This window comes from uncultured Veillonella sp. (assembly GCF_963534045.1).
Classification (GTDB): Bacteria; Bacillota; Negativicutes; order Veillonellales; family Veillonellaceae; genus Veillonella.
In genome coordinates, this window is sequence record NZ_CAUSQT010000029.1 from 1 (window position 1) to 23,228 (window position 23,228).

Below are 23,228 nucleotides of genomic sequence, written 5' to 3' on the forward strand. Positions count from 1 at the left end.
TATGTTCAATCATATGATTGATTACCTATCATTGTTCAGTTTTCAAAGATCTGTTTGCTAGTCACTGTCGTGCGCTAGCGACTTGATTATAATACCAAGTTCAGAGTATTTCGTCAAGCACTTTTTAAAACTTTTTTGAATTAAATTCAACGGTTTTAATGATGTGCTGTCATCCGAATTACGCTGTGTCCTAACGACTTGTATTAGTATATCATAAACAAAGAAAACGTCAACATGTTTTTTAATGCTTTTTGCAACTTCATCATTATCTCATTTATATATAAGTTTTTCACCTATTTACCTTGTCGTCATATATGTACATATACATATAAAAAAGCACCTACTTGCTTAGTATTTTGATAGATGACTAATCATAAATACTATAACAGATACGTGCTTTTTATAATGCTTATTCCGCTATATATGAGTGTTTACGAATTACAAAATGATATAAAGCCAAGGCTATGATCATTATGAGTGATGTAATTTGATATAAAGATTGATAGCCCAACGCATTTGCAATTAAGGCTAAGATAACCGATCCAGCCCCGACGGCTATATCAAGTGCTAAAAAGTATGTGGCTGTAGAAACGCCTGCACGTTCTATTGGTGCTGATTGAACTGCTAACGCTTGAAATGCAGGTTGAGCTGCTCCATAGCCTAGCCCAAGTAATGGTGCAGTACAAATAATCCCAACCGGAGTCGATACCACTCCAAGAATAGCGAGGCCTACGATAAATAGGCCTACACCAGGATAGATGACGAAGCGTGATCCATATCTAGCATATACTTTACCTACTAATGGTCGGCTAATAATTATCATGAGCGCAAACAAAGCAAAGAACACACTCCCCCATACACCTGATCCCATACTATTCAATTCAATAGGAATAAATACTAGAACACCAGAGTATGTAAAACCTATAAACAATCCCATTAATGCCCAAGGAAGGCTTCGTTTCTCTATAAACTGAGATATACTCCATCCCTTAGAAGATTTTTGTTTCGGTTTAGCTAACTCTTTTGGCAATCGAATGACATTACTCAATATAAAAGCTAGCGCAGTCATTATAGTCAGAAATATATATAGCGCTGAACTTCCATAGACTTGTAATGCATATAAACCAACAGCAGGACCTAATACCATAGCAATATTTGAGAATACAGCAAACATATTGATGCCTTCACCTTTACGTGAAGCAGGCAAAACAACTACGGCCAGTGCTGCCATAACAGTAGTACCTAATGCAAATATAGCGCCATGTAAGCCCCGTAGCACAAAAATCGTTTGTAACGATGTGGTTAAATTAAACAATCCCATAATAATAAAGAATAAAACAGATGAAATCAATAAAATTATGCGTTTGTCCAACCCATCAATTAAACGTCCTGCAAAAGGACGACATAAGATGGTCCCGATTTGGAAATATGTCATAGCCAATCCCGCATCTAAAGCGGTGCCACCTAATTCAGCTGTTAAAATTATGGGCAATGCCGCCACTAAGACATATTGGGTCATATAAAAAATGCCACTACTTACACCATAATTGATAAAAGCAGGACTCCATAAACGTTCTGAACTCACTATATCACTCTTTCTACTTAAAATCTTATATAGTATTTATTGTATGTTATTTCTCTTTGAATCACAATGATCTTACTCATAAGAAAAACCCCAATCGCAATAAAATGCGATTAGGGTTTATAGCTTTCACCATAACAATCAAATTATTGATTGCGAATGTCATTCTTATTTCTATTTTTCCAGAGCACCCATAAAGATGTAGCGACACAGATGGAGGAGTATGCACCACTGGCGAAACCAATAATCATACATAGAGCGAAGTTTTTTGTTGTATCCCCACCAAATACAAATAAAGATACACAGGCAAACATTACAGTAGCTAATGTATAGATACTACGATGAATACTTTGTGAAATAGAAGCATTCGCCAAATCTTCAAATGTATCAGTACGTTTATGAGTATGAGCATTTTCACGAACGCGGTCAAAGATAACTACAGATTCGTTCATGGAATAACCTACAACGGTTAAGATGGCCGCCAAGAAAGATGCATCGATTTCTAATTGGAAGAATGAGAATACACCTAATACCATAATCAAATCATGGAAAATAGCAGTCAATGCGGATGCGGCTATTCTATATTCAAAACGATAAGAAATATAGAGCGCCAATACAGCAAAGGCAATAACAAGATTCAAAAGCGCATGTTGCGTTACTTCAGAGCCGATAACAGCACCAACGGTTTCAATACGTTTTACTGTGTTTTCACCGATATCGCTATTCAATTTTTCTACTACAGCTGCACTTTCACTTGGCTCCAAGTTACGAGTTCGAATCATAACATCTTCGCCTGCAGTTTCTGCAGTATCACCAGACAATTGAATTTGTGCATTTTCAAGGTCGAATGTTTTCAATACATCACGAACTTGGCTAACCTCTACAGGTTTAGTGAATTGAACCTCTACAATGGTACCACCAGTATAGTCGATACCAAAGTTAAAGCCTTTTGTAAAAATAGAAATTAAACTAATGATTACTAGAATGGAGGAAATCACAAACCACCAACGATGATGTCTAATTACGTTGAAACTCATTTGCGCTTACCTCCTTTCAAAGATTTTGGTGCAAAATCATCAGAACTTTTACTTGGTGAGATATTAGCACCAAACCAGAATGGATGATTAGTAAAGTTACAATCAATTAATAGGCGAAGCAAGAAATGGCTGACAGTAATCGCTGTAAACATACTTACAACAACACCTACGCCCAAGCTGATAGCAAACCCCCTTACCGGACCAGAGCCTAAGACCGTCAAGATACCAGCTGTGATGATAACGGATACGTTCGCATCAGTGATTGTAGAAAGAGCTCGTTTAAAACCAGCCTCCATAGCAACACGCATGGATTTACCAGAGAAAACCTCTTCCTTAAAACGTTCGAAAATCAGGATGTTCGCATCTACCGCAACACCCATAGACAAGATAATACCCGCAATGCCCGGCAAGGTCATAGTTGCATTAAAACCTTTACCTAACACGAGAAGTAATAACATAACATATACAAGCAATGCTACATTGGCAACAAAGCCGGATAAACGATAGAGCAAAAGTAAGAATACCATGATCATGGCAATACCAGCACCAAACGCTACTACGGATTTATCCTTTGAATCTTGACCCAAAGAAGGACCTACAGTACGAACTTCAAGGACATTAATTTTTACAGGTAATGCACCAGAACGCAATAAAATTGCTAAATCTTTTGCTTCATCTAAGGACTTACTACCAGAAATAGTAGCCTTACCACCGGTAATAGCTTGTTGTACTACAGGGTTTGTGAGTACTTCACCATCGAGAGTAATGGAAATATGACGACCAATATTTTTAGATGTTAAATCAGCAAATTTCTTTGCCCCTTCATCACTAAGCTCGATAGCAACTAAAGGTTGTTTATTTTGACCCATTTCCTCTTTTGCATCTTTTAGGTCATCACCGGTCATGACAGTTTCGCCTTTTTCATTTTTAAATTCAAGGACCGCTGTTTTACCGATACGTTTCATTGCTTCATCAGGATCTTTGACACCTGGTAACTCAATGATAATACGCTTTGCCCCTTCCCGTTGTACAATAGGTTCAGACAGACCCATTTCATTAATGCGTCGTTCAAGAATTTGTTTTGCTCGTTCTACCGCATCATTATCAGCTGTACCATGCTCAGTATCCTCTGCTTCTAGCACAATATGCGTACCACCTTGTAAATCAAGGCCTTGTTTTAATGAACCTGCTAGGGGTCCAATAAAATACGCAAAACAACCAATAATTACAGCAATAACGACTAAGAATTTAACTATAGCCTTGCCTTTCAAAATCGTTGCTCCCTTCTAAATAACATGAATTACACCCTGTTCTGTAACGATAGCGGGCATACGTTGATCATAGCGTTCCATCGGAATCGGGTTTTTCATAATTTGCGCTTCCCATGCGACACCAATATAGTTCGATGGTGAAAGCGCCTTAAGAAAACGGTCATAATAACCATTTCCCATTCCCATACGACCACCCTGTCGATCAAATCCGGCACCAGGCACTAATACAAAATCAATATCCTTAGGATCAATGATTTCATAGGGTTCCTTTGGGACACGGATATTTAGGACGCCATGCACTACATCGTGAAGATTATGAAGTCGTACAGCAATCATCGTAGTCTTATCAGTACAAACAGGTACATAAACGCGTTTACCTGCCTGTAAAGCATGTTCTATAACATCATCCAAATTGGCTTCTTTAGGCATCGCCAAATAGGCCATCATCGATTGTGCCTGTTCATACTGAGGTAAATGAACAATCTCGTGACATAGCTTAGGTGCCCAAGATTCACAATCTGCAATAGATAAAGCAGCGCGCTGGGACTTGCACGCCTGGCGCACTGCTTCTTTTGTTATCATTACTTAGTTTCCTTATTTTTTTTAGAAACTACGGATGCGATAGCAGTACGAGCAAATGTCATTTCTACTTTTTCCGCTACTTGTACCTTAACTTTTTCATCATCAAGTTCGATAATTTCGCCATAGATACCACCAATAGTTACAATTTTTTGGCCTTTTTTCAAGCTGCTCAACAAATTAGTACGTTCTTTTTGTTGTTTCTTTTGTGGACGCCACAACAAGAAATAAAAAATTACGACCATCAAAAGGATTGGCCAGCTAGTTTGTAAAATTTGTTCGATATCACCCATGGGTAATCCTCCTCACTAAAATTCATCTTATCTTTATAAGTATATCTATTCAAAATGAATTTGACTAGTTTTTTTATATTATTTATTAAAGTTATCCCAAAATTGCATTCTAAATTGAGGGAATCGATCCTCTAAAATAGCTTTACGCATCTGGCGCATAAACTCTAATAAGAAATATAAATTATGGTATGTAACAAGTCTCAATGCTAAAATTTCTTCCGCCTTATATAAGTGACGTAAATAAGCACGAGAATAGTTTTTACATGTATAACATTGACACCCTTCTTCAAGAGGGCCCCAGTCATGCGCATATTGAGCATTTCGAATATTAAGACGCCCATGCCAAGTCATGGCCATCCCATTTCGCGCAACTCGTGTAGGATATACGCAGTCAAACATATCAATACCGCGAGCCACCCCTTCTACCAGACAGTCAGCTGTACCAACGCCCATCAAATAGCGAGCTTTATTGGTTGGCAACAACGGTGTTGTATATTCGAGAATTTCATTCATCAAATCATGTGGTTCCCCTACAGATAAACCACCAATGCTGTATCCTTCAAAGTCCATCGCCACTAATTCAGCTGCACTTTGTTTGCGCAAGTCTTTATACATACCGCCTTGCACAATACCGAACATACCTTGTCTATCATGAGCATGACGAGCCTCTTGACATCGATGAGCCCAACGCGTAGTACGCGCTGTAGAGCGTTTCGCATAATCATGTTCTGCAGGATAAGGAATGCATTCATCAAAGGCCATCGCAATATCAGATCCAAGTTGTTCCTGTACTTTTGTGGCCACCTCTGGGGAAAGAAATTGTTTAGATCCATCGATATGAGATCTAAATGTTACCCCTTCTTCGGTAATCTTACGCATATCTCCTAAGCTGAATACTTGGAAACCACCGCTATCCGTAAGGATTGCTTGATCCCAATTCATAAATTTATGAAGGCCACCAGCTTCTTCTACGAGCTCAGGGCCAGGTCTTAGGAACAAATGATAGGTGTTACTTAAAATCACTTGTGACCCAATGGCCTTTAACTCTTCTGGCGTCATCGTTTTTACTGTCGCCTGTGTCCCAACGGGCATAAACATAGGTGTTTCATACGTACCATGTGGCGTATGTAACAATCCCGCACGGGCACCCGTATGAGGACAAGTTTTCTGTAATTCATATGTAATACTCGGCATAGAATCTCCTAACGTATAAACATAGCATCGCCAAAACTAAAGAATCGATATCGTTCTTTTACAGCCGCTTTATAAGCTGCTAAACAATGTTCACGACCGGCTAGTGCACTAATGAGCATTAATAATGTAGATTGTGGTAAATGGAAATTGGTTACCAATGCATCTACCATCTTAAATTTATAGCCCGGATAGATAAAGATTTTTGTCCACCCACTTGTGGCATGTAATATACCATCATCAGTAGAGGCTGATTCCAAGGTGCGAATCGATGTAGTACCTACTGCAATAATACGCTTACCCTTAGATTTTGCTTCATTAATACGACGCGCTGTATCTTCAGATACGCTGTAGAATTCACTATGCATATCGTGATCTTCAATAGTTTCTACGGATACAGGTCTAAAGGTACCTAGACCAACATGAAGGGTAACAAACTCGAGCTCTACACCTTTAGCTTTAATTTTTTCTAATAGTTCCGGTGTAAAGTGTAGTCCCGCTGTTGGAGCCGCAGCAGACCCCTTTTCCTTTGCATACACCGTTTGATAGCGATCCTTATCCTCAAGTTTTTCATGAATATAAGGAGGTAACGGCATTTCACCAATTTCTTGAATAATATCATCAAATACACCATCACAGGTAAATTCTACGATACGACCGCCAAAATCAGTTTTATCTAGCACAGTTGCTTTCAAACGATCATCAAACACGATGACCTGTCCAATCGGACATTTCTTACCTGGTTTAACGAGACATTCCCAGCGATTTTCTCCACATGGTGTAAGTAATAAAACCTCCACCTTGCCACCGGAACCCTCTCGTTGACCATATAATCGAGCTGGGATAACCTTCGTATTATTAAATACGAGGACATCTCCTGCTTGTAATTCATCAAGTAAATCGTAAAAATGCGCTTTATGTGTATACTCACCAGTTATTTTATCCAATGTAAGCAACCTCGATGTGTCGCGAGGCTCTACAGGATGTTGAGCAATAAGCTCCTCTGGTAAATCATAATCAAAATCTGTAACTTTCATTCTTATCCTTAATACATTTTCTTCAATGTAATACCACTATAATAGTGTCTTAAAATTGTTTGATAATAATTAGTGTCCCCCGTACCAGCTCGTTTTGCCATTTCAGCGGCGCCCCATTGTGACATACCAAGACCATGGCCCCACCCATGACCTTTAATATACACTGTATCATTCTTGCCTGTGAAAGTATGATACGCTTTACCGGTTGAACTTGCTGGATTTTGATTGACATAAAAATCAAATAATGTTGACTTTAAACCTAACATGCCCCGCAAATCATCACCGCTTACCGTAACCTTACCAGCAGTACCAACGAAGGTGGCCGATTTAATACGCCCAGACACGCCTCTATCGGCTGTGGCCTTGCCAGGATTTCCCAATGGGGTTAATTGAATACTCTTCAACTTACCCACTCCCTTACTAGCAGCATTTAACTTGCCCTCTAAAGCGCTACGGCTTGTGGATACAGTCCAATTTGACGCGCTAGAATTGCTATTTGAAAAATCTTTAACACCTTTCAAGTACGGAATATCATTGCCCCATACATTGACACTGTCCTCGGTATAGCCACCACCATCAGAATGGAACAAGGCATTAATAGGACGATTGTTATATAGCATAACAACGCCTTTAGTATGATTAACAGCAGCCGTAGTACTTTGTGTTTCACCGCTCACACCACCATATACTTGATGATCTGTAGACGTGCTCACATCATAGAGCTGATTTTTATTTTGCTCCATCGTATGTAGTGCATACGTACGAGCCGCTACAGCTTGCGCTTCTAAGGCCGCTGCTGGCCAAGATGGAATCGCCTCTTGTGGAACAACACCATATAAATACGATTCCAATGGAACTGCATTAATAACCATCATAGCTCCATTATTGGCCCGCAATGTAAGAACCCCTCGATACGCTTTGCCTTCAAAGGTAAAAATGTCACCACTCGTAGGTTTTAATGTGACAACAGAATCAAGAGCTTTGCCATTAACAGCAATCTTATTGCCCCGTACACCTACGGATACAACCTTATGACTACCCACCTTACCATTATTGCTAGTAAGAACAGTTACGCCATTTGCACTCGATACGGAGGCATCTTGACGGCGAGATCCAAGTAAAACGCGTACATCCGGTGTATTTTCTACACGAACGCGCGTTGTTACTTGTTCTACTTGATTCTTCGTCACCACCGCTGCCGTTGCACGAGATGCTGTAGTAGAAGTTGTGATCTTCGGTTTTACAGCAGTAGTATTAGCAACCTTTGGTTTTGCATTGGCTACGGTCGTAACCTTTGGTTTTACGCTTGATTGTGCAGTAACCTTAGGTTTAACAGTTGTAGTTGCTGTAACTTTAGGTCTAATAGTCGTAGATGCAGTAACCTTTGGCGCCGGTTTTGTAACAAGCGGTTTAAATGTGGATTTACCAATCGTTCCACGCACAGCTTTTACAGGAGTTTTTCCCGACACCGTTGTTGATGATTTTGCCACAACAGGTTTTGTTCCCCATTTACCTACTACCTGTGCAGCCTCAACAGTTGCAAAACTATGAATGCCTAACAATAATGTTGTCATAATCATTAATGGTAATTGTTTCTTTTTCATTTTATTTCCCTGTTTACGAAATACCTAGATGATCATAAGCCAATTTAGTAGCCACACGCCCCCGCGGTGTTCTACCTAAAAATCCCAATTGCATCAAATATGGTTCATACACATCTTCGATGGTATCTCTCTCTTCACTGACGGCAGCCGCTATTGTTTCTATCCCCACAGGGCCACCATCATAATTTTCAATAATACACTTCAACACTCGTCTATCAATGCGGTCAAGTCCCATCTTATCCACATGTAAACGTTTCAATGCCTCATCTGCAATATCCGCAGTAATAACGCCATTCCCCACAACTTGTGCAAAATCGCGAACTCGTTTTAACAATCGATTCGCAATACGCGGTGTTCCTCTCGATCGTCGAGCAATCTCACTAGCACCAGCTTGCTCAATGCCGATATTCAAAATATCCGCTGCACGAGTTACGATAAATTCTAATTCTTCTTGTTTGTAATATTCCAATCGACTCACGATACCGAATCGATCACGCAATGGTGCAGCCAATGCCCCAGCTCGTGTCGTCGCACCAACCAACGTAAACTTTGGTAAATCAATGCGGACGGAACGCGCACTTGGTCCCTTGCCGATGATGATATCCAAGGCATAGTCCTCCATAGCAGAGTACAATACCTCTTCTACACTTCGTGAAAGTCGATGAATCTCATCGATAAACAAAACATCATGTTCATCAAGATTCGTCAAAATAGCAGCTAAATCTCCAGCCTTTTCTATAGCAGGACCTGATGTTATACGAAAATTAACACCCAGCTCATTAGCAATAATGCCAGCTAATGTGGTCTTACCTAGCCCCGGAGGACCATATAACAGAACATGATCTAAGGCTTCACCACGCTGTTTAGTAGCTTGAATATAAATATTCAGATTATCCTTAGCCTCTCGTTGGCCAATATACTCATTAAAATACTTAGGTCGCAGACTATATTGCCACACGTCCTCTTCTCGATCACCGCCGCCTACGAGGCGTACTTCTTCGTTCATGGCTAACGTCCTTTCCCAAGTTCAACTAAACAAGCTTTTATCAATGCAGATACATCTTTTGAACCATCGTTTAAGGATTCAACTAGTGCTTCCACATCTTTTTGCGCATATCCTAATGATACCAGTGCCTCAATCGCCTCCCCGCTCGGTCCGCTATGAGTAACACCAATTGGTTGGATGGCTGCAGGTGTTTCAACACTAATCTGAGTCATCTTCGCTAACTTATCCTTTAATTCTAGGACAAGACGCTCTGCCGACTTTTTCCCTATGCCCGGTAATTTTGTTAATTGTTGTACCTGACCATTAATAACAGCCAATTTGAAAGCCTCTGGCGTCATGCCGGACAATATGCCTAAGCCGACCTTTGGCCCAATACCAGAAACAGAAATGAGCAGAATAAAAAGTTCGTACTCATCCTCTGTCCAGAATCCGTATAGTTGCATCGCATCTTCCCGAACATTGAGATAGGTAAACAATGTGGCCTCTTGCCCCTCTATTAATTGTTGTCGTGTAGTGGTTGGCACATACACACGGTACCCTACACCATGTACATCTACATAACAAGATTCCTTGAATAGATGTGTTACAATGCCTCGTACATACCCAATCATTTAATTAACCTCATCAATCTATCTTGGTGAGAACTATGCGCCGTACAAATGGCGACTGCTAATGCATCTGCCGTATCATCGGGCTTAATTTTCTCACGAATCCCCAAAATATTCATGGTCATGTAAATAACCTGATTTTTATCGGCCTTACCATAACCGGTAACAGCCTGTTTAATTTGTAATGGCGTATATTCATATATAGGTATCCTCTGTTGCTCTGCGGCCAGCAATATAACCCCACGAGCTTGACCTACCTTAATCGCCGTCGTTACATTACGATTAAAAAAGAGTTCCTCTACACCCAACTTATCCGGCTTATATTCCTCTAAAATATCGCTTAAATCATTAAATAAGATTTCTAAACGCTGAGCATCCGTCAGTTCCTTAGGGGTCGTAATAGCCCCATAGGCTACTGGCGTTAGTTTGCTTCCCTGCACGTCAATAATGCCATAGCCACAAATTGCCGTACCTGGGTCGATTCCTATAATCCGCACTCCATCCCCCTCAGTTTAAAAATGAGATAAGCCAATGCTTACCTCGTAACACTCATAATCTATTTCATTATAGCATATTAGAACATCGAAATTCATGAAATCACGATATTTTTATTACCTTTTTACAAGGAGAAACTAGGCGAAGATAAAAAATGAGGAGTGCTCCTAGAGCACTCCCTGTTTCTATTATTCTTCTTCGTCGTCTGGCAAAATACCATTGTGATATACGTTTTGTACATCATCAAGGTCATCCAAAACATCGAGCATTTTTTGCATTTTTACAGCATCGTCACCAAATAATTCGATAGTTGTATCTGGGATCATGGTAATCTTCGCCACTTCAGTTTCTATGCCCGCATCAGCCAAGGCTTGTTCTACTGCATCAAAATCTTCTGGCGTTGTATAGATTTCAAATACATCATCTTCCGCTTTAAGATCTTCTGCACCCGCATCAAGAGCCAACAATGTCAATTCATCTTCATCGTGACCTTCTTTATCGATAACGAATACGCCTTTAGATTTAAACATCCAACCTACACAACCGCTTTCACCAAGATTACCACCTTGTTTAGAGAAAGCATGACGCACATCAGCAGCCGCACGATTACGATTATCCGTCATAACCTCTACGGTAACGGCAACGCCTGCAGGGCCGTAACCTTCATATACGATTTCTTCATATGCGTTCATATCAGTAGCGCCAACGCCTTTATCGATGGCACGTTGAATATTATCCTTAGGAATATTGTTTTCACGAGCTTTTTGTAAAGCCAATTTCAAACGCATATTACCTGTTGGATCTGCACCACCCATGCGTGCTGCTACGGTAATTTCACGACCGATTTTCGTAGCTAATTTAGCCTTCAATGCATCGGTTTTACCTTTTTTATGTTTAATATTTGCCCATTTTGAATGTCCTGACATAGACGCCTCCTATTTATTCCACCATGCTTCGCCCCGTAATCGATCCAAGATGATTGAAACGGCACTACGCACAGATAAATGATTGTATTCACCGTGGCCATATATAGGTTCTAAAATATAGTCAAAGCTTTCCATCGTTTCTTTTGTCATACCATAACCGGTACCAAATAATACTAACACAGGGCGGCCCTCATTTTCAAGATGTTCACGCATCCGTGCATAGGAAATTGTATTATCATAGGTCCGAGCATCGGTAGTTGCTATGATGGGTTTCACCCCTTCTAATTCCTCGATAGTACGCACTGCCACAGCGATAGAATTAACGAGTTCAACGCCTGTGAAAGCATCTTTTCTATCTGGATTATAGGTACTACCAAAACCAGATTTCCAATGTTCCATAATGGTAGCCGCTAACTCTCGTTGAGCCGGTATATTATGAATCACAAAATATTTAGACACATCATAGGTAATAGATGCGCGCGCAATATCGTGAATATCATAATTGGTAATGGCCGTCGTTATCACATCTTTATGCTTATTCATAATCGGATAATGAACGAGCCCAATATATAAATTTGCCAATGCTAAATCTCCTGATTTCTAAACAACTTCCATCAACATATAGTGTCATCGCATCCATTATGAAGCACTAGACCGTGCACCAGCACTACCAAAACCAGACTTTTGCCCTATAGATGATGCTTTCTTACTTCTATTATTCTCATAACTACGAAAGCTTCTTCCACCTCCATAGCCATGTATAGTTGATCCTGATGACGTATATTCATTAGGTTGTTCATACGGTTTTAATGGCGATACCGCGCGATATGTCATAGTTCGTCCATCCATACGTGCCGTAGGAGGATTAAACCCATGAAACATATAATACCCAGCTGCAATAGTTGGTAACAAACTTGCCAAACCAGCATCCCACACTAAGTTTCCACCATTATCACGGTGAAAGGTAACTGAACGATTATCGTCATACAAGGCGGTTTCTTTTCCATCGCCATGATTTAAAAGAGAATACCGATTACCTTGACTATCCTTTAATCGAACCTCCCCCTCATTTGCCTCTGGATAAACCTTATCACACACAGCATAGGAGATATCGTTCCAGTATGAATACACACCTACAAGACCAGCAACTGCGGCGAAAGCACCTGTAAGGTATATGGTTTTCTTACTTGGCTTATACATAAAACGCTCCCTTAGTGCACAGCACCGCTAATAACAAGAGCAAGACCTACGAAAATGCCAAATACAAGAATACCAGCCGCTGTATTACCACGCATAATTTCTTCGGATAATTTATATTTACGATGCCAAATATTGATAAACATATAGCCCGTTACAAATAGTATAATACCTAGCACAGCATATACAACACTAGCTACAATACCATGTAACAGGGACGTATCAGCCGTAGTCACGGCTGGTGACATAATAACAGCGCGCAAAATTTCACCGATACCGATAAATGATCCCGCTGAAAGCCACGCCACAGCACAGTTACCACGCTTAATTTCTTCACTAAATTTTCCAGGCACGAAGAAATCGATAACCGTATTCGCTGTTAACATCAGTATAACGCCAAAGCAAGCATAAAAAATTGTCAATAATACATCAGGTATATAAATCATAATAAGCCTCCTAATAATATAATTTTGTATTGGATGTGTTGTTAGAGTTGCTGGTAGGATACAATCGTTCGCGTCCCGTATTATCCCCTAGTCGAACCATGGTCGCATAGTTATCGAGTATATGAGAGCTGATTAATGTACGATCAATAATTTTCCAATCCTCTTGTGTTAATTTAGATTGTTCACATACCTTAACCCTAGTTTGTCCATCCGTATTAGTGATGAGATACACCAAGTCCCCAGAATAAAATACAATAACTTCATGTCCCTCTTCTAAGTTATCCCGCTCATTCTTAATATCACCATTCACAGAATCAATCAAATCTAATGCGGTACTAACAGGATCTAGTGTAGACGTGTATACATAGTCGCTATCCGAATCTGTTTTTGTATAATATACAGATGTGTCATGCATATGTTCTTTTACCGTATAAGGCACTCCAAACATAGCGCGTATACTATGCCAAGACAAATCATTGTCCGACCAAAACAAAAATAGTAAAAATAGTACACCATACCCCACGCCAACAGCAATAGATCCAAACCTTTTTTTCATAAATTTGTTACGCATCTTTTGCTTAATAGCTTGAGCGGCTGCATCATTACAAAGGCGAATATTCACCAAGGGCACTCGTGACCCTTCGGCAAACATTTTTTCACCTTCAAACCACTCTTCTTCAAAGAATACACTAGCACCACCTTCACAAGGCAGCTGATATTCTCGATATCCTGCGCGGTCCCCTACGGAGGCACCACTTTCACCATCCACATCGACAACCTTTTCTAAGCCGATTTGATGTAATGTAAAATCTTTCCCTGGCCGTGTATGAAAGGATGTTCTAGATACGGTACACCATTCATTATCATTGTACTCAATGGTTAACCATATTTTATCGATTCCCTCAACAGCCTCCAGCCCATATTCATGCCAATAATCACCAGGTGATTTTGTCATAGACGGCTGGCCTCTATAGGATTGTTCCTTATCTGCTTTTGGAATAATCTCTATATATTTAATTTTCTCAGTGATTACATAACGGCTGCCATGAACCTCTAAGACATCATAACAATTAAACTCCATACGCACCCTCGCTAAAATAGACATAATCACAACTGCTGCGAAGTACGCCTATTATCATTCGTTTAACATACTATATGGCCACAAATTCCATAGTATTTCGCTTACTCTATTAGTAATGGTACAAAGTATGCTTCTGTACCAGCTATCTCTTCCGGAGAAAAACGGCATCCTACCGCAGAAGCTTGATCACCAAGCATAAAACAGGATAAGGTTAAAAATCCATCTTTCATTCCACAATCCACTGTATGAGTAAAACGTTTCTGCTGTATAAAGTCTTGATACATCACCTTTTTACTGTCGCGACAAACGATATCGTCATAGTTATCAACTAGCTTTTCCATGTAAAGCTCAGATATATCACCATGCTTTTGAACAACTTGTACATGCTTTCCTTCACGGCCCCAAATCTCCTTTTGAATATAAAGACCATCGTCAAGAGCGGAAAAATCATTTTCAAAATAGGATGGTGCCAGATACTTCTCAATGATATCTCGATCTGGTTTCGTAAAAAATTGATCTGTTAAATACAATGCATATACTAAGGACATAAAGGATTTATTTTGTAGAATAATGGACTCTGGCGGATTAAAAAGAGCAAATCTATTCTCCTCGTACAGATCTAAGAACATCTCACCCAAAGGTTCATTATCAGGTGTTTGTTCATCAATCAAAAGTTCCATGGGATGCAAGCGATATAATAGAGTCGCATGACTACCATCTTCTAAAGGAATGCCCTCATCATCAATCTTCATATCATAAAAGGATATGAATCGCGTGTCTGCCTCAGGGCAGGCTGTTTTTAATTCCTTCATAAGGAATTGTGTTGTACCGTAGTCTTCAAAATAATCATGAAAACAAGAGAATACAAAGGGATTCTTAGGTAGGCTCTCTCTATTCGCCCGCATAGATTCATATTGGTTTCTACCATACTTAGCAGATAAAACAGCATCATACATGCGCTTTAAAAATGCATGTAATTCTTTTCGACATTCTGTATTAGGATGTTTTCGTTTCACATAATTGGCTGCAATTTCATTGGCATAATAGCTTTCAATGAGAAAACATGGCGTATCTGCATTAAGTTCTACCATGCGCAAATTGCCATTTACATCGAGAACAAAATCAAAGCGAGATAACCACGTCGGTAACCCTAAGGCATTCGACTTATGTAAGTAAGGAATTAAATTGTCTGGCATATCCATATTTCGAGCAAAGTCATCTGGTGCCATTTGAAATACTTTTGCAGCTTTACAAAATATTTGAAATAATCTACGCGAAGCATGGCGAATTTCATCGTAAAAGTCAGATGAAAAGGCCTGCATAGACAATGACGGATACCGATCATCATACCCTTCATATTCCACGAAATTAAATATGTTTCTATCAAGCTCATCAATATAGGATTTCATTGTTCATCCTTTCATTAAGAGGCACCGCTCGAAGTTCGAGCCCCTACACTACCAAAGCCATACTTTTCACCAATTCTATGTGCTCGATTACTCGTTTTAGTATTGTAACGATTTCTAGCCATTTCATTAATAGTTCTAGCCACTCTTGCACTATTAGATTTACTAGCTCCTGTACTTGCATCAAAAGGGGTAAGAGGTGATGTAGCGCGATAGGTCATACTAGGTGCATCCATATATGCCGTTGGAGCTGAAAAACCATGAAATGCATAGTATCCTACCGCCAAAGTCGGAATCAAACTAGCTAAGCCTGCATCCCATATAATATCACCCTTCTCATCACGATGAAAGGTAACAGACTTCTCAGCATCATCATAAAGTGCCGTTTCTTTTCCATCACCATGATTAATCAAGGTATAGCTTTTACCTTCATCATCTATGAGCCGTACTTCACCATTATTCGATTCTGGTTTGACCACATCACACAAAGCATAACTAATATCATCCCAATAGGAATAAACACCTACAAGAGCTGCTATAGATGTAAAGGCTATGGCTATGTAAACAGTATTCTTACTTGGTTCATACATATAATATTCCTTCGTTTGATTTCGTAACTGAAATCAATACTATATCAATCTTTTATTATATTTGATAACGTCTTACGTCCCTGCTTATTCTTTAATTCCACCATATACGCATATCGTAACAATATTTCACTGTCATTTCTAATAGTCGCTATGCGTGTATTCTCCGAATCTGACAAGTTTTTTAATTTCCCCACTTCAACATACGTAGTGCCATTAACCACACTAATAACAGATACCTCTTTAGTCGTATAAATGACAATCCATCGCTCAGGAGACTTAGTGTCTTGTTTAATGGTATAAACCTTGCCATACACAGCATCGATAAGATCGATAGCCGTTGCATTTGGATCTTGCTTTGACGTATATACCATCAAACCGTCTTTTGTGCCTTGCGGTTCATAATAATAGGAATCTTTAATGCGCTCCTCCATGGTATAGGGGAATCCCACTTCATCACGCAATTCATGCCAAGTCATATCTCCTACGAATAAATAACCCAAAAAGAATAAAATGATTCCCCAACTCAGACCCAATCGTGTCCATTCTTTTCTGCGAGCTGCATTACGAATCTTTTTACTCGCTGCTTGAGCAGCCTGATCTCGCCGTCGATGTACATCCGACAAACGAATCCGCTCACCTTGAGCCTGATCCTTTAAACCTCCGTGCCAATCCTCCATAAAGAATACATAGGTTTTATCCTTTTTAATTGATCTATATTCTTTATAATCGGCCTTATCACCGCTTCTAGCTTTACTTTCACCCTCAACAGACATGACGCGTTGTAAGCCTTTATCATACAGTTTATATCCTTTAGGCGGCGTTGAACGTAAAACAGTCTCTGAAAAGGTACAATAGTCTTTTTCCCCATTTACAATGGTGAGCCATTTTTTATCTTCACCATCCACTGGCATAAGACCATATTCGGTCCAATTCTTAGCCCCTTTATGAGTACCTAATTCATTATTATACATTTCATCATTAAGAGTATAATTCACTGTCTTTTCTATGATGAATTCTTGATAGGAGATAACTTCAGTAACTACGTATCGCTTTCCCTGAATCTCTACAACATCATAACACTTAAAATTCATAGCCTAGACTCTTCTTCAACAATTTCTTTTAAAAGTTTAATTTCCTCTTTTGTTAATGGTCGTTCCAACAAATCAGGACGCAACAATCGTGTCCGTTTAAGTGCTTCCTTTTGACGCCATGTGGCAATATTTTTATGATGACCACTGCGTAAAATATCCGGTACAGTCCACCCTCTAAATTCTGGTGGTTTTGTATATTGCGGACATTCTAAAAGGGGCTCATAAAATGAATCCTCTTGGGCCCCACTAGCTGCGCCTAATACACCGGGAATCATACGAGCCACCGCATCAGCAACGACCATAGCTGGCAACTCGCCACCTGTTAACACATAGTCACCAATGGAAATAGTTTCATCTACTAAATGCTCCTCTACACGATAGTCAACACCTTCATAATGGCCACATACGAGAATCAGTTGATCATAAGTTGCTAATTCTCTAGCCTTTTCCTGTGTGAAAGGTTGACCCGTAGGCCCCATAAATACAATGCGACGACGTATACTTTCACCAGGATTACCAATGAGGCTCATCTCATCACACATCTCATCCGTTTCGTAGGCACCATTAATAGCACTATCATAGTTAGAGACAACAGATTCTACGGCCTCAAAAATAGGAGGCGCCATCATGAGCATACCGGCCCCACCACCATACGGTGTATCATCCACTTGTCCATGTTTATTATGACTAAAATCGCGCGGATTCGTCACAGCCATATCTAGCCGTCCCGCCTCTATGGCTCGTTTTATGATGGAATGACTAAAGAAGGCATCAAAAAACTCTGGAAACAAGGATATAATATCTATTTTCACAACAGGCCTCCTCCGAATACACTTATTATTATCATATATCTATATATAGCTATCTTATAATTAATTCTATCATAAGACACCTATAAATAGATATAAAAAACCGCCTAAATGGATTATACCCACTCAGGCGGATCTACGATCATCATGCGTTTGTCCATATCGATATCAATGATAACATCATCAATGGCTGCAAACAATTGATCTGGTTCCCCTTCTTTGGAAACCACATATACATCATTAGCTCCCGGTTGTAATACATCCGTCAATGTACCAAGTACATTGCCCTTTGTATCTTGCACCTTAAGGCCAATCATATCAAAGATATAGTAACGGCCTTCTGGTAATTCTACCAAATCTTCACGACGTACTTGAATCTCTTTCTTAGCGAATAATTCAGCCGTGTTACGATCAGGAATTTCCTTAAATGAAGCTAATACGAATTGTTTATGAAATCGTGCGGATGCAACGTGGTATTCTTTACCATCGATGTAACAGGCATCCATATGCATAAACCGTTCTGGAAAGTCGGTTTGAGGCATAATACGAAGATCACCCCGCACGCCGTGCGGGGCGATGATAACACCTATAGTGATGAAATCGTTAGGCTTCATTATTGACGAAACGCAACGATTTTACCGTCTTCTAATAGGATTTCAGCGCCCATCATGGCATCCAAATTATCCCCGATTTTAACGGTAACTGTTTGCTCTAATGTACCTTGAGGAATTTCAGTCCCCAACGTCAATTCTTGAGCGTCTTTCAATTTAGCTGTTACTTCTTCTTTGAAAGCCAAGCGTTTATTTTTCTCTTCGTCGATTTGTTGACGAATCGCAGTAAGACTTGTCGCATCAACTTTAGCTGCATCAGCTAAAATACGTTGAGCTTGAAACTCAATTGCTTCCAAATCTTTATTCACCATATCAAGGCGAGTTTCAAGATCGGATACAATTTTCGCTTTCAAATCTTCTGTTACTTTTGCTTTTACTGCTACAGGGACACGTAATGTCATTTCTTCCATTGGAACACTCCCTTTTAGACAATATCAACAGATATCTTTTTGTTCTCTTTAATAGCCGCCGCTTTCACCACAGAGCGAATTGCTTTTGCAATTCGACCTTGTTTTCCGATGACTTTACCCATATCCTCTGGAGCTACATGAAGTTCATAGACCTCAACATTGCCCTTTTGGACCATGGTAACAGAAACGGCATCAGGCTGCTTCACTAATGATTTCGCAATTAATGAAATTAATTCTATCATCACAGTATGCCTCTCTATTAATTACTTTTTAGCGTCTGCAAATTTTTGCATAACGCCTTGTTTTTTGAACAAGGAGCGAACAGTGTCAGTAGGCTGAGCACCTTTAGCTAACCAAGCCAAAGCTTTTTCTTCGTCTACATTAACGATAGCTGGTTGTTTAGTAGCATCATATTGACCAATTGTGTCAACAGGACGACCTTCACGTGGAGCACGTGCGTCAGCAACTACGATACGGTAGAAAGGAGCTTTTTTAGCACCTAAACGAGTCAAACGAATTTTTAACATGTGGGATTCACCTCCTTATAATGATGTGCTGGACAGGTTCAGCGCCCCTGTCCATGTATTACATAAACGGTAATTTTGGCATTCCAGGGAAGCCACCCTTACCACCACGCAATCCTTGTAAACGCTTCATCATCTTCCGCGCTTCTTCGAATTGTTTTAATAAGCGATTAACGTCTTGTACTTGTGTACCTGACCCCATCGCAATACGCTTACGACGAGAACCATTTAAAATATTTGGATCTTGTCGTTCTGCAGCCGTCATGGATTTAATGATAGCCTCAATGCGACGTACTTCTTTGCTATTCAAATCAAGGTCTTTTAATTGATCCTTAATTTGACCCATGCCTGGTAACATGCCAATAATATTTTGCAATGGTCCTAACTTTCTCACCTGATTCATCTGTTTCAAGAAATCATCTAAGGTGAAATTGTTTTTCGCCATTTTTTGCGCCATTTCACGAGCTTCTTCTTCATCAATAGCGCCTTGTACGCTTTCAATAAGAGTTTTGAAATCCCCTAAATCGAGGATACGAGAAGCCATGCGGTCTGGATAGAATACATCGAAACCATCCATTTTTTCGCTTACGCCCGTAAACTTGATTGGCAAACCGGTTACCGCTTTGATAGACAACGCAGCACCACCGCGCGCATCACCATCGAGTTTAGTAAGGATAACACCGTCAACGCCTAATTTTTCATTAAACGTTTGTGCTGTCGTCACCGCGTCCTGACCAATCATAGAGTCTACAACGAGTAGAATTTCATGAGGTCGAACAGCAGCTTTAATGTTGGACAACTCGTCCATGAGGACTTCGTCAATAGCCAAACGACCTGCTGTATCGATGATAACAACATCTTTCAACATATGCGTGCTTTGCTCTACGGCACGACGCGCAATATCTACTGGATTAGCTCCTGGTGTTTCATCAGCAAATACAGGGATATCGATTTGCTTACCTACTACTTGCAATTGCTTAATCGCTGCTGGACGGTATACGTCGGCTGCAACAAGCATTGGATGTTTACCTTGTTTACGAAGGTATACAGCCAATTTACCGGCCGTAGTCGTTTTACCAGCACCTTGTAAACCAACAAGCATAATAATTGTTGGAGGCTTACTGGAAATCATGATACGGCTTTGCGTACCACCTAGGAGAGCTGTCAACTCATCATTAACGATTTTAATAACCGTTTGAGCTGGGTTCAAGGATCCGAACACCTCTTCACCAAGGGCCTTTTCTTTAATGGATTTAACGAAATCTTTCGCCACCATAAAGTTTACGTCCGCTTCTAAGAGAGCTGTTCGTACCTGACGCAACGCAAGATTGACATCTTCTTCTGTAATTTTGCCCTTACCTTTTAAGGATTTAAAGGCGTCTTGCAGTTTTTCTGACAAACTATCGAATGCCATATTATCCCTCCATTTGCGTCAATAATTGTTGTACCCGCGATTGTGAAAGCACATCCGCCGGCAACGTATCTTTTAATTCACTTATCACTTGTTCACGTGCCTCGTACTGAGCCACCAAGTGTAATTTAGATTCATAGTCATTCAAAATATGACGTGCACGCTGTAAATTATCATGTACAGCTTGCCTAGATACGCCAAGCTCCTCAGCAATCTCGCCAAGGGACATATCGTCTTCGTGGTGAAGTTGTAAGGACATGCGTTGCTTGTCCGTCAATAGTGGCCCATAGAAATCCAAGAGCAAACTGATAAGTACTCGTTCTTCCATTTCGCCACCTCCATCACTGTCAAGTCATATTACTTTACATATGGTACAGTATAAAAAAAGATGTGTCAAGTAGAAATACTTAACATCTAAATTATAGAGAATTATTTTCATATTTTACTTTTATATCTACTGTAATATGTTATAATAAATATATCTAATATTTTCAATATAAAAGACAGGAGGTATTGTATGAATACCAAACATTATAATCTTATCGTCCTAGGTTTCGGCAAAGCCGGTAAAACATTGGCCGCTAAATTTGGCGCTATGGGCAAAGCCGTTGCCATGATTGAAGAAAACCCACTCATGTATGGTGGCACATGCATTAATATTGCATGTATTCCTACTAAGACGATGATTGTAGCCGCATCAAAAGGCTTATCTTACGATCAAGTATTAAACCAACGCGAGGTAGTTACATCTCGTTTACGCAATAAAAACTTCGGTATGCTAGACACTAATGAACATGTCGATGTATATACTGGACATGGTGAATTCATTAGTAATAAAGAAATCGCCGTTACAGCTGGAGAAGATAAAATCATCTTATCTAGTGAAACAATTATTATTAACACTGGTGCTGTAGCGATTAAGCCTAACATTGATGGCATCAGAGCAGCAACAGGCTTCTATAATAGCACAGAAATTCAACAATTATCGACTCAACCAAGTACACTCGGTATCATCGGTGCTGGTCCTATTGGTCTTGAATTTGCCAGCTTATACGCTAAACTAGGTGCAAAGGTAACAGTATTTAATATTGAATCTAGCATCTTAAAACGGGAGGAACCGATCGTACAAGAATTAGCTAACGAGTACTTGACTGAGCAAGGTATTACTATTCTCAACGATGTAACATTAAACTCTGTATCTAATGATGGCAACAAACCTGTTATTACTGCAAATGGTCAAAACTATACCTTTGATGCTGTTTTATATGCTACAGGTCGCAAACCAAATACAGCTAACATCGGTTTAGAAAATACGGATATTACTACTAACGAACGCGGTGCTATCGTAGTGAATGATACGTGTGAAAGCTCCGTTCCTGGTGTATATGCAGTAGGCGATGTAAACGGTGGTCCTCAATTTACGTATATTTCTCTCGATGACTTCCGCATTGTATTTGGTGCACTTACAGGTAATGGCCAATACACATTAAAAGATCGCAAAAATATTCCTTACACAACATTCTTAACACCTCCACTCGCTCGTGTAGGTCTCACAGAAGAAGATGCTATCAACAAAGGATATACAGTTAAAACTAAAGAAATGCTCGTAGCTACCATGCCAAGAGCTCATGTAAACGACTATTTAAAAGGTGCTTTTAAAATTGTTGTAAATGCAGATAACGATTTAATCCTCGGTGCTACACTTTATTCTCAAGGTGCTGAAGAGTTGATTAACCTCATTAAAATGGCTATGGATAACAACATTCCATATACATATTTCAAAAATCAAATCTTCACACATCCTACCATGGCAGAGAACTTAAACGACCTATGTAATTTTTAATGCCATAAACAAAATCAACAAACAAATGATATAAAACGAAAATAAAAGGGCGCTCATTAGCTAACATATATGCTAATGAGCGCCCTTTAACTATTTAGAGAAATAAGATGCGATTTAAATTATTTTCTATTAGTTTTTTGTAAATAATCTACGTACTACCTTTTGTAGTTTTGGTGTCAA

At 39.7% G+C, this 23,228-nt stretch carries 27 protein-coding genes; 1 reads left to right on the forward strand and 26 read right to left on the reverse strand.

Annotation, left to right across the window (positions count from 1 at the left end; genetic code table 11):
* Nucleotides 1-409: 409 nt before the first annotated feature.
* From RYP29_RS06100 to ylxM, 26 genes are all read right to left on the reverse strand, one after another.
* On the reverse strand, nucleotides 410-1,585 hold the full coding sequence (locus tag RYP29_RS06100; RefSeq protein WP_156930795.1) for an MFS transporter: 1,176 nt from the start codon (nucleotides 1,583-1,585) through the stop codon (nucleotides 410-412).
* A gap of 143 nt (nucleotides 1,586-1,728) precedes the next feature.
* Nucleotides 1,729-2,619 (reverse strand): protein translocase subunit SecF, encoded by an 891-nt coding sequence (gene secF / locus RYP29_RS06105; RefSeq protein ID WP_311532645.1) that lies wholly within the window; start codon nucleotides 2,617-2,619, stop codon nucleotides 1,729-1,731.
* Nucleotides 2,616-3,890, reverse strand: a complete 1,275-nt coding sequence (gene secD, locus RYP29_RS06110; protein ID WP_118354199.1) for a protein translocase subunit SecD — start codon at nucleotides 3,888-3,890, stop codon at nucleotides 2,616-2,618. The genes secF and secD overlap by 4 nt, the downstream gene beginning before the upstream one ends.
* A gap of 15 nt (nucleotides 3,891-3,905) precedes the next feature.
* Nucleotides 3,906-4,472 carry a 5-formyltetrahydrofolate cyclo-ligase gene (locus RYP29_RS06115; protein WP_311532646.1) on the reverse strand — a complete coding sequence of 189 codons (567 nt, stop codon included), beginning with the start codon at nucleotides 4,470-4,472 and terminating at the stop codon, nucleotides 3,906-3,908.
* Nucleotides 4,472-4,762, reverse strand: a complete 291-nt coding sequence (gene yajC, locus RYP29_RS06120) for a preprotein translocase subunit YajC (protein ID WP_005378318.1) — start codon at nucleotides 4,760-4,762, stop codon at nucleotides 4,472-4,474. The genes RYP29_RS06115 and yajC overlap by 1 nt, the downstream gene beginning before the upstream one ends.
* Nucleotides 4,763-4,840: 78 nt before the next feature.
* A complete protein-coding gene (tgt, locus tag RYP29_RS06125; RefSeq protein WP_005378320.1) occupies nucleotides 4,841-5,956 on the reverse strand; it encodes a tRNA guanosine(34) transglycosylase Tgt in 1,116 nt (371 codons plus the stop codon).
* 8 nt (nucleotides 5,957-5,964) lie between these two features.
* The gene (gene queA, locus RYP29_RS06130) at nucleotides 5,965-6,990 is read right to left on the reverse strand and encodes a tRNA preQ1(34) S-adenosylmethionine ribosyltransferase-isomerase QueA (RefSeq protein ID WP_005378317.1); all 1,026 of its coding nucleotides are present in this window, start codon (nucleotides 6,988-6,990) and stop codon (nucleotides 5,965-5,967) included.
* A gap of 8 nt (nucleotides 6,991-6,998) precedes the next feature.
* Nucleotides 6,999-8,594, reverse strand: a complete 1,596-nt coding sequence (locus RYP29_RS06135) for a SpoIID/LytB domain-containing protein (protein ID WP_311532647.1) — start codon at nucleotides 8,592-8,594, stop codon at nucleotides 6,999-7,001.
* Between the two features lie 13 nt (nucleotides 8,595-8,607).
* Entirely contained in the window at nucleotides 8,608-9,600 is a 993-nt protein-coding gene (gene ruvB, locus RYP29_RS06140; RefSeq protein WP_311532648.1) for a Holliday junction branch migration DNA helicase RuvB, read from the reverse strand.
* A gap of 2 nt (nucleotides 9,601-9,602) precedes the next feature.
* Nucleotides 9,603-10,211, reverse strand: coding sequence for a Holliday junction branch migration protein RuvA (gene ruvA, locus RYP29_RS06145; protein ID WP_205097287.1), 609 nt, complete (start codon nucleotides 10,209-10,211; stop codon nucleotides 9,603-9,605).
* Complete coding sequence (ruvC, locus tag RYP29_RS06150; protein ID WP_311532649.1) at nucleotides 10,208-10,705, reverse strand: crossover junction endodeoxyribonuclease RuvC; 498 nt, start codon at nucleotides 10,703-10,705, stop codon at nucleotides 10,208-10,210. The genes ruvA and ruvC overlap by 4 nt, the downstream gene beginning before the upstream one ends.
* 186 nt (nucleotides 10,706-10,891) lie before the next feature.
* Entirely contained in the window at nucleotides 10,892-11,629 is a 738-nt protein-coding gene (locus RYP29_RS06155; RefSeq protein ID WP_016476639.1) for a YebC/PmpR family DNA-binding transcriptional regulator, read from the reverse strand.
* 9 nt (nucleotides 11,630-11,638) lie between these two features.
* Entirely contained in the window at nucleotides 11,639-12,211 is a 573-nt protein-coding gene (locus RYP29_RS06160) for an RNA methyltransferase (RefSeq protein WP_287509593.1), read from the reverse strand.
* A 57-nt stretch (nucleotides 12,212-12,268) separates the two neighbouring features.
* Nucleotides 12,269-12,829: a hypothetical protein gene (locus RYP29_RS06165; RefSeq protein ID WP_118354195.1), complete on the reverse strand. Its 561-nt coding sequence runs from the start codon at nucleotides 12,827-12,829 to the stop codon at nucleotides 12,269-12,271.
* 11 nt (nucleotides 12,830-12,840) lie between these two features.
* A complete protein-coding gene (locus RYP29_RS06170) occupies nucleotides 12,841-13,272 on the reverse strand; it encodes a DUF350 domain-containing protein (RefSeq protein ID WP_009661466.1) in 432 nt (143 codons plus the stop codon).
* A 10-nt stretch (nucleotides 13,273-13,282) separates the two neighbouring features.
* Complete coding sequence (locus RYP29_RS06175) at nucleotides 13,283-14,353, reverse strand: hypothetical protein (protein ID WP_311532650.1); 1,071 nt, start codon at nucleotides 14,351-14,353, stop codon at nucleotides 13,283-13,285.
* A 101-nt stretch (nucleotides 14,354-14,454) separates the two neighbouring features.
* A complete protein-coding gene (locus RYP29_RS06180; RefSeq protein WP_119982135.1) occupies nucleotides 14,455-15,762 on the reverse strand; it encodes a glutathionylspermidine synthase family protein in 1,308 nt (435 codons plus the stop codon).
* A gap of 14 nt (nucleotides 15,763-15,776) precedes the next feature.
* Nucleotides 15,777-16,349 carry a hypothetical protein gene (locus RYP29_RS06185; protein WP_311532651.1) on the reverse strand — a complete coding sequence of 191 codons (573 nt, stop codon included), beginning with the start codon at nucleotides 16,347-16,349 and terminating at the stop codon, nucleotides 15,777-15,779.
* Between the two features lie 44 nt (nucleotides 16,350-16,393).
* Entirely contained in the window at nucleotides 16,394-17,440 is a 1,047-nt protein-coding gene (locus RYP29_RS06190) for a DUF4178 domain-containing protein (protein ID WP_311532652.1), read from the reverse strand.
* Nucleotides 17,437-18,252 carry a tRNA (guanosine(37)-N1)-methyltransferase TrmD gene (gene trmD / locus RYP29_RS06195; RefSeq protein WP_311532653.1) on the reverse strand — a complete coding sequence of 272 codons (816 nt, stop codon included), beginning with the start codon at nucleotides 18,250-18,252 and terminating at the stop codon, nucleotides 17,437-17,439. Before trmD ends, RYP29_RS06190 begins: the two co-directional genes overlap by 4 nt.
* Before the next feature lie 113 nt (nucleotides 18,253-18,365).
* Nucleotides 18,366-18,863 carry a ribosome maturation factor RimM gene (rimM, locus tag RYP29_RS06200; RefSeq protein WP_009661495.1) on the reverse strand — a complete coding sequence of 166 codons (498 nt, stop codon included), beginning with the start codon at nucleotides 18,861-18,863 and terminating at the stop codon, nucleotides 18,366-18,368.
* Nucleotides 18,863-19,270 (reverse strand): YlqD family protein, encoded by a 408-nt coding sequence (locus RYP29_RS06205; RefSeq protein WP_005377933.1) that lies wholly within the window; start codon nucleotides 19,268-19,270, stop codon nucleotides 18,863-18,865. The genes rimM and RYP29_RS06205 overlap by 1 nt, the downstream gene beginning before the upstream one ends.
* Before the next feature lie 14 nt (nucleotides 19,271-19,284).
* Nucleotides 19,285-19,512 carry a KH domain-containing protein gene (locus RYP29_RS06210; protein WP_004695567.1) on the reverse strand — a complete coding sequence of 76 codons (228 nt, stop codon included), beginning with the start codon at nucleotides 19,510-19,512 and terminating at the stop codon, nucleotides 19,285-19,287.
* Nucleotides 19,513-19,533: 21 nt separating this feature from the next.
* A complete protein-coding gene (gene rpsP, locus RYP29_RS06215; protein ID WP_004695565.1) occupies nucleotides 19,534-19,797 on the reverse strand; it encodes a 30S ribosomal protein S16 in 264 nt (87 codons plus the stop codon).
* A 58-nt stretch (nucleotides 19,798-19,855) separates the two neighbouring features.
* On the reverse strand, nucleotides 19,856-21,208 hold the full coding sequence (gene ffh / locus RYP29_RS06220; protein ID WP_005381771.1) for a signal recognition particle protein: 1,353 nt from the start codon (nucleotides 21,206-21,208) through the stop codon (nucleotides 19,856-19,858).
* Nucleotide 21,209: 1 nt separating this feature from the next.
* Nucleotides 21,210-21,533 (reverse strand): YlxM family DNA-binding protein, encoded by a 324-nt coding sequence (gene ylxM / locus RYP29_RS06225; RefSeq protein ID WP_005377912.1) that lies wholly within the window; start codon nucleotides 21,531-21,533, stop codon nucleotides 21,210-21,212.
* A 189-nt stretch (nucleotides 21,534-21,722) separates the two neighbouring features.
* On the opposite strand from ylxM, the gene RYP29_RS06230 reads away from it, so the two are divergent.
* Complete coding sequence (locus tag RYP29_RS06230) at nucleotides 21,723-23,048, forward strand: FAD-containing oxidoreductase (protein ID WP_311532654.1); 1,326 nt, start codon at nucleotides 21,723-21,725, stop codon at nucleotides 23,046-23,048.
* The last annotated feature ends 180 nt before the right edge of the window (nucleotides 23,049-23,228 follow it).

Excerpts from the sequence above, each read along its gene's own strand:
- secF (WP_311532645.1), bottom strand. The coding sequence starts at position 2,619 with ATGAGTTTCAACGTAATTAGACATCATCGTTGGTGGTTTGTGATTTCC.
- RYP29_RS06115 (WP_311532646.1), bottom strand. The coding sequence starts at position 4,472 with ATGATAACAAAAGAAGCAGTGCGCCAGGCGTGCAAGTCCCAGCGCGCT.
- yajC (WP_005378318.1), bottom strand. The coding sequence starts at position 4,762 with ATGGGTGATATCGAACAAATTTTACAAACTAGCTGGCCAATCCTTTTG.
- tgt (WP_005378320.1), bottom strand. The coding sequence starts at position 5,956 with ATGCCGAGTATTACATATGAATTACAGAAAACTTGTCCTCATACGGGT.
- queA (WP_005378317.1), bottom strand. The coding sequence starts at position 6,990 with ATGAAAGTTACAGATTTTGATTATGATTTACCAGAGGAGCTTATTGCT.
- RYP29_RS06135 (WP_311532647.1), bottom strand. The coding sequence starts at position 8,594 with ATGAAAAAGAAACAATTACCATTAATGATTATGACAACATTATTGTTA.
- ruvB (WP_311532648.1), bottom strand. The coding sequence starts at position 9,600 with ATGAACGAAGAAGTACGCCTCGTAGGCGGCGGTGATCGAGAAGAGGAC.
- ruvA (WP_205097287.1), bottom strand. The coding sequence starts at position 10,211 with ATGATTGGGTATGTACGAGGCATTGTAACACATCTATTCAAGGAATCT.
- RYP29_RS06155 (WP_016476639.1), bottom strand. The coding sequence starts at position 11,629 with ATGTCAGGACATTCAAAATGGGCAAATATTAAACATAAAAAAGGTAAA.
- RYP29_RS06165 (WP_118354195.1), bottom strand. The coding sequence starts at position 12,829 with ATGTATAAGCCAAGTAAGAAAACCATATACCTTACAGGTGCTTTCGCC.
- RYP29_RS06170 (WP_009661466.1), bottom strand. The coding sequence starts at position 13,272 with ATGATTTATATACCTGATGTATTATTGACAATTTTTTATGCTTGCTTT.
- RYP29_RS06175 (WP_311532650.1), bottom strand. The coding sequence starts at position 14,353 with ATGGAGTTTAATTGTTATGATGTCTTAGAGGTTCATGGCAGCCGTTAT.
- RYP29_RS06180 (WP_119982135.1), bottom strand. The coding sequence starts at position 15,762 with ATGAAATCCTATATTGATGAGCTTGATAGAAACATATTTAATTTCGTG.
- RYP29_RS06185 (WP_311532651.1), bottom strand. The coding sequence starts at position 16,349 with ATGTATGAACCAAGTAAGAATACTGTTTACATAGCCATAGCCTTTACA.
- RYP29_RS06190 (WP_311532652.1), bottom strand. The coding sequence starts at position 17,440 with ATGAATTTTAAGTGTTATGATGTTGTAGAGATTCAGGGAAAGCGATAC.
- rimM (WP_009661495.1), bottom strand. The coding sequence starts at position 18,863 with ATGAAGCCTAACGATTTCATCACTATAGGTGTTATCATCGCCCCGCAC.
- RYP29_RS06205 (WP_005377933.1), bottom strand. The coding sequence starts at position 19,270 with ATGGAAGAAATGACATTACGTGTCCCTGTAGCAGTAAAAGCAAAAGTA.
- RYP29_RS06210 (WP_004695567.1), bottom strand. The coding sequence starts at position 19,512 with ATGATAGAATTAATTTCATTAATTGCGAAATCATTAGTGAAGCAGCCT.
- rpsP (WP_004695565.1), bottom strand. The coding sequence starts at position 19,797 with ATGTTAAAAATTCGTTTGACTCGTTTAGGTGCTAAAAAAGCTCCTTTC.
- ffh (WP_005381771.1), bottom strand. The coding sequence starts at position 21,208 with ATGGCATTCGATAGTTTGTCAGAAAAACTGCAAGACGCCTTTAAATCC.
- ylxM (WP_005377912.1), bottom strand. The coding sequence starts at position 21,533 with ATGGAAGAACGAGTACTTATCAGTTTGCTCTTGGATTTCTATGGGCCA.
- RYP29_RS06230 (WP_311532654.1), top strand. The coding sequence starts at position 21,723 with ATGAATACCAAACATTATAATCTTATCGTCCTAGGTTTCGGCAAAGCC.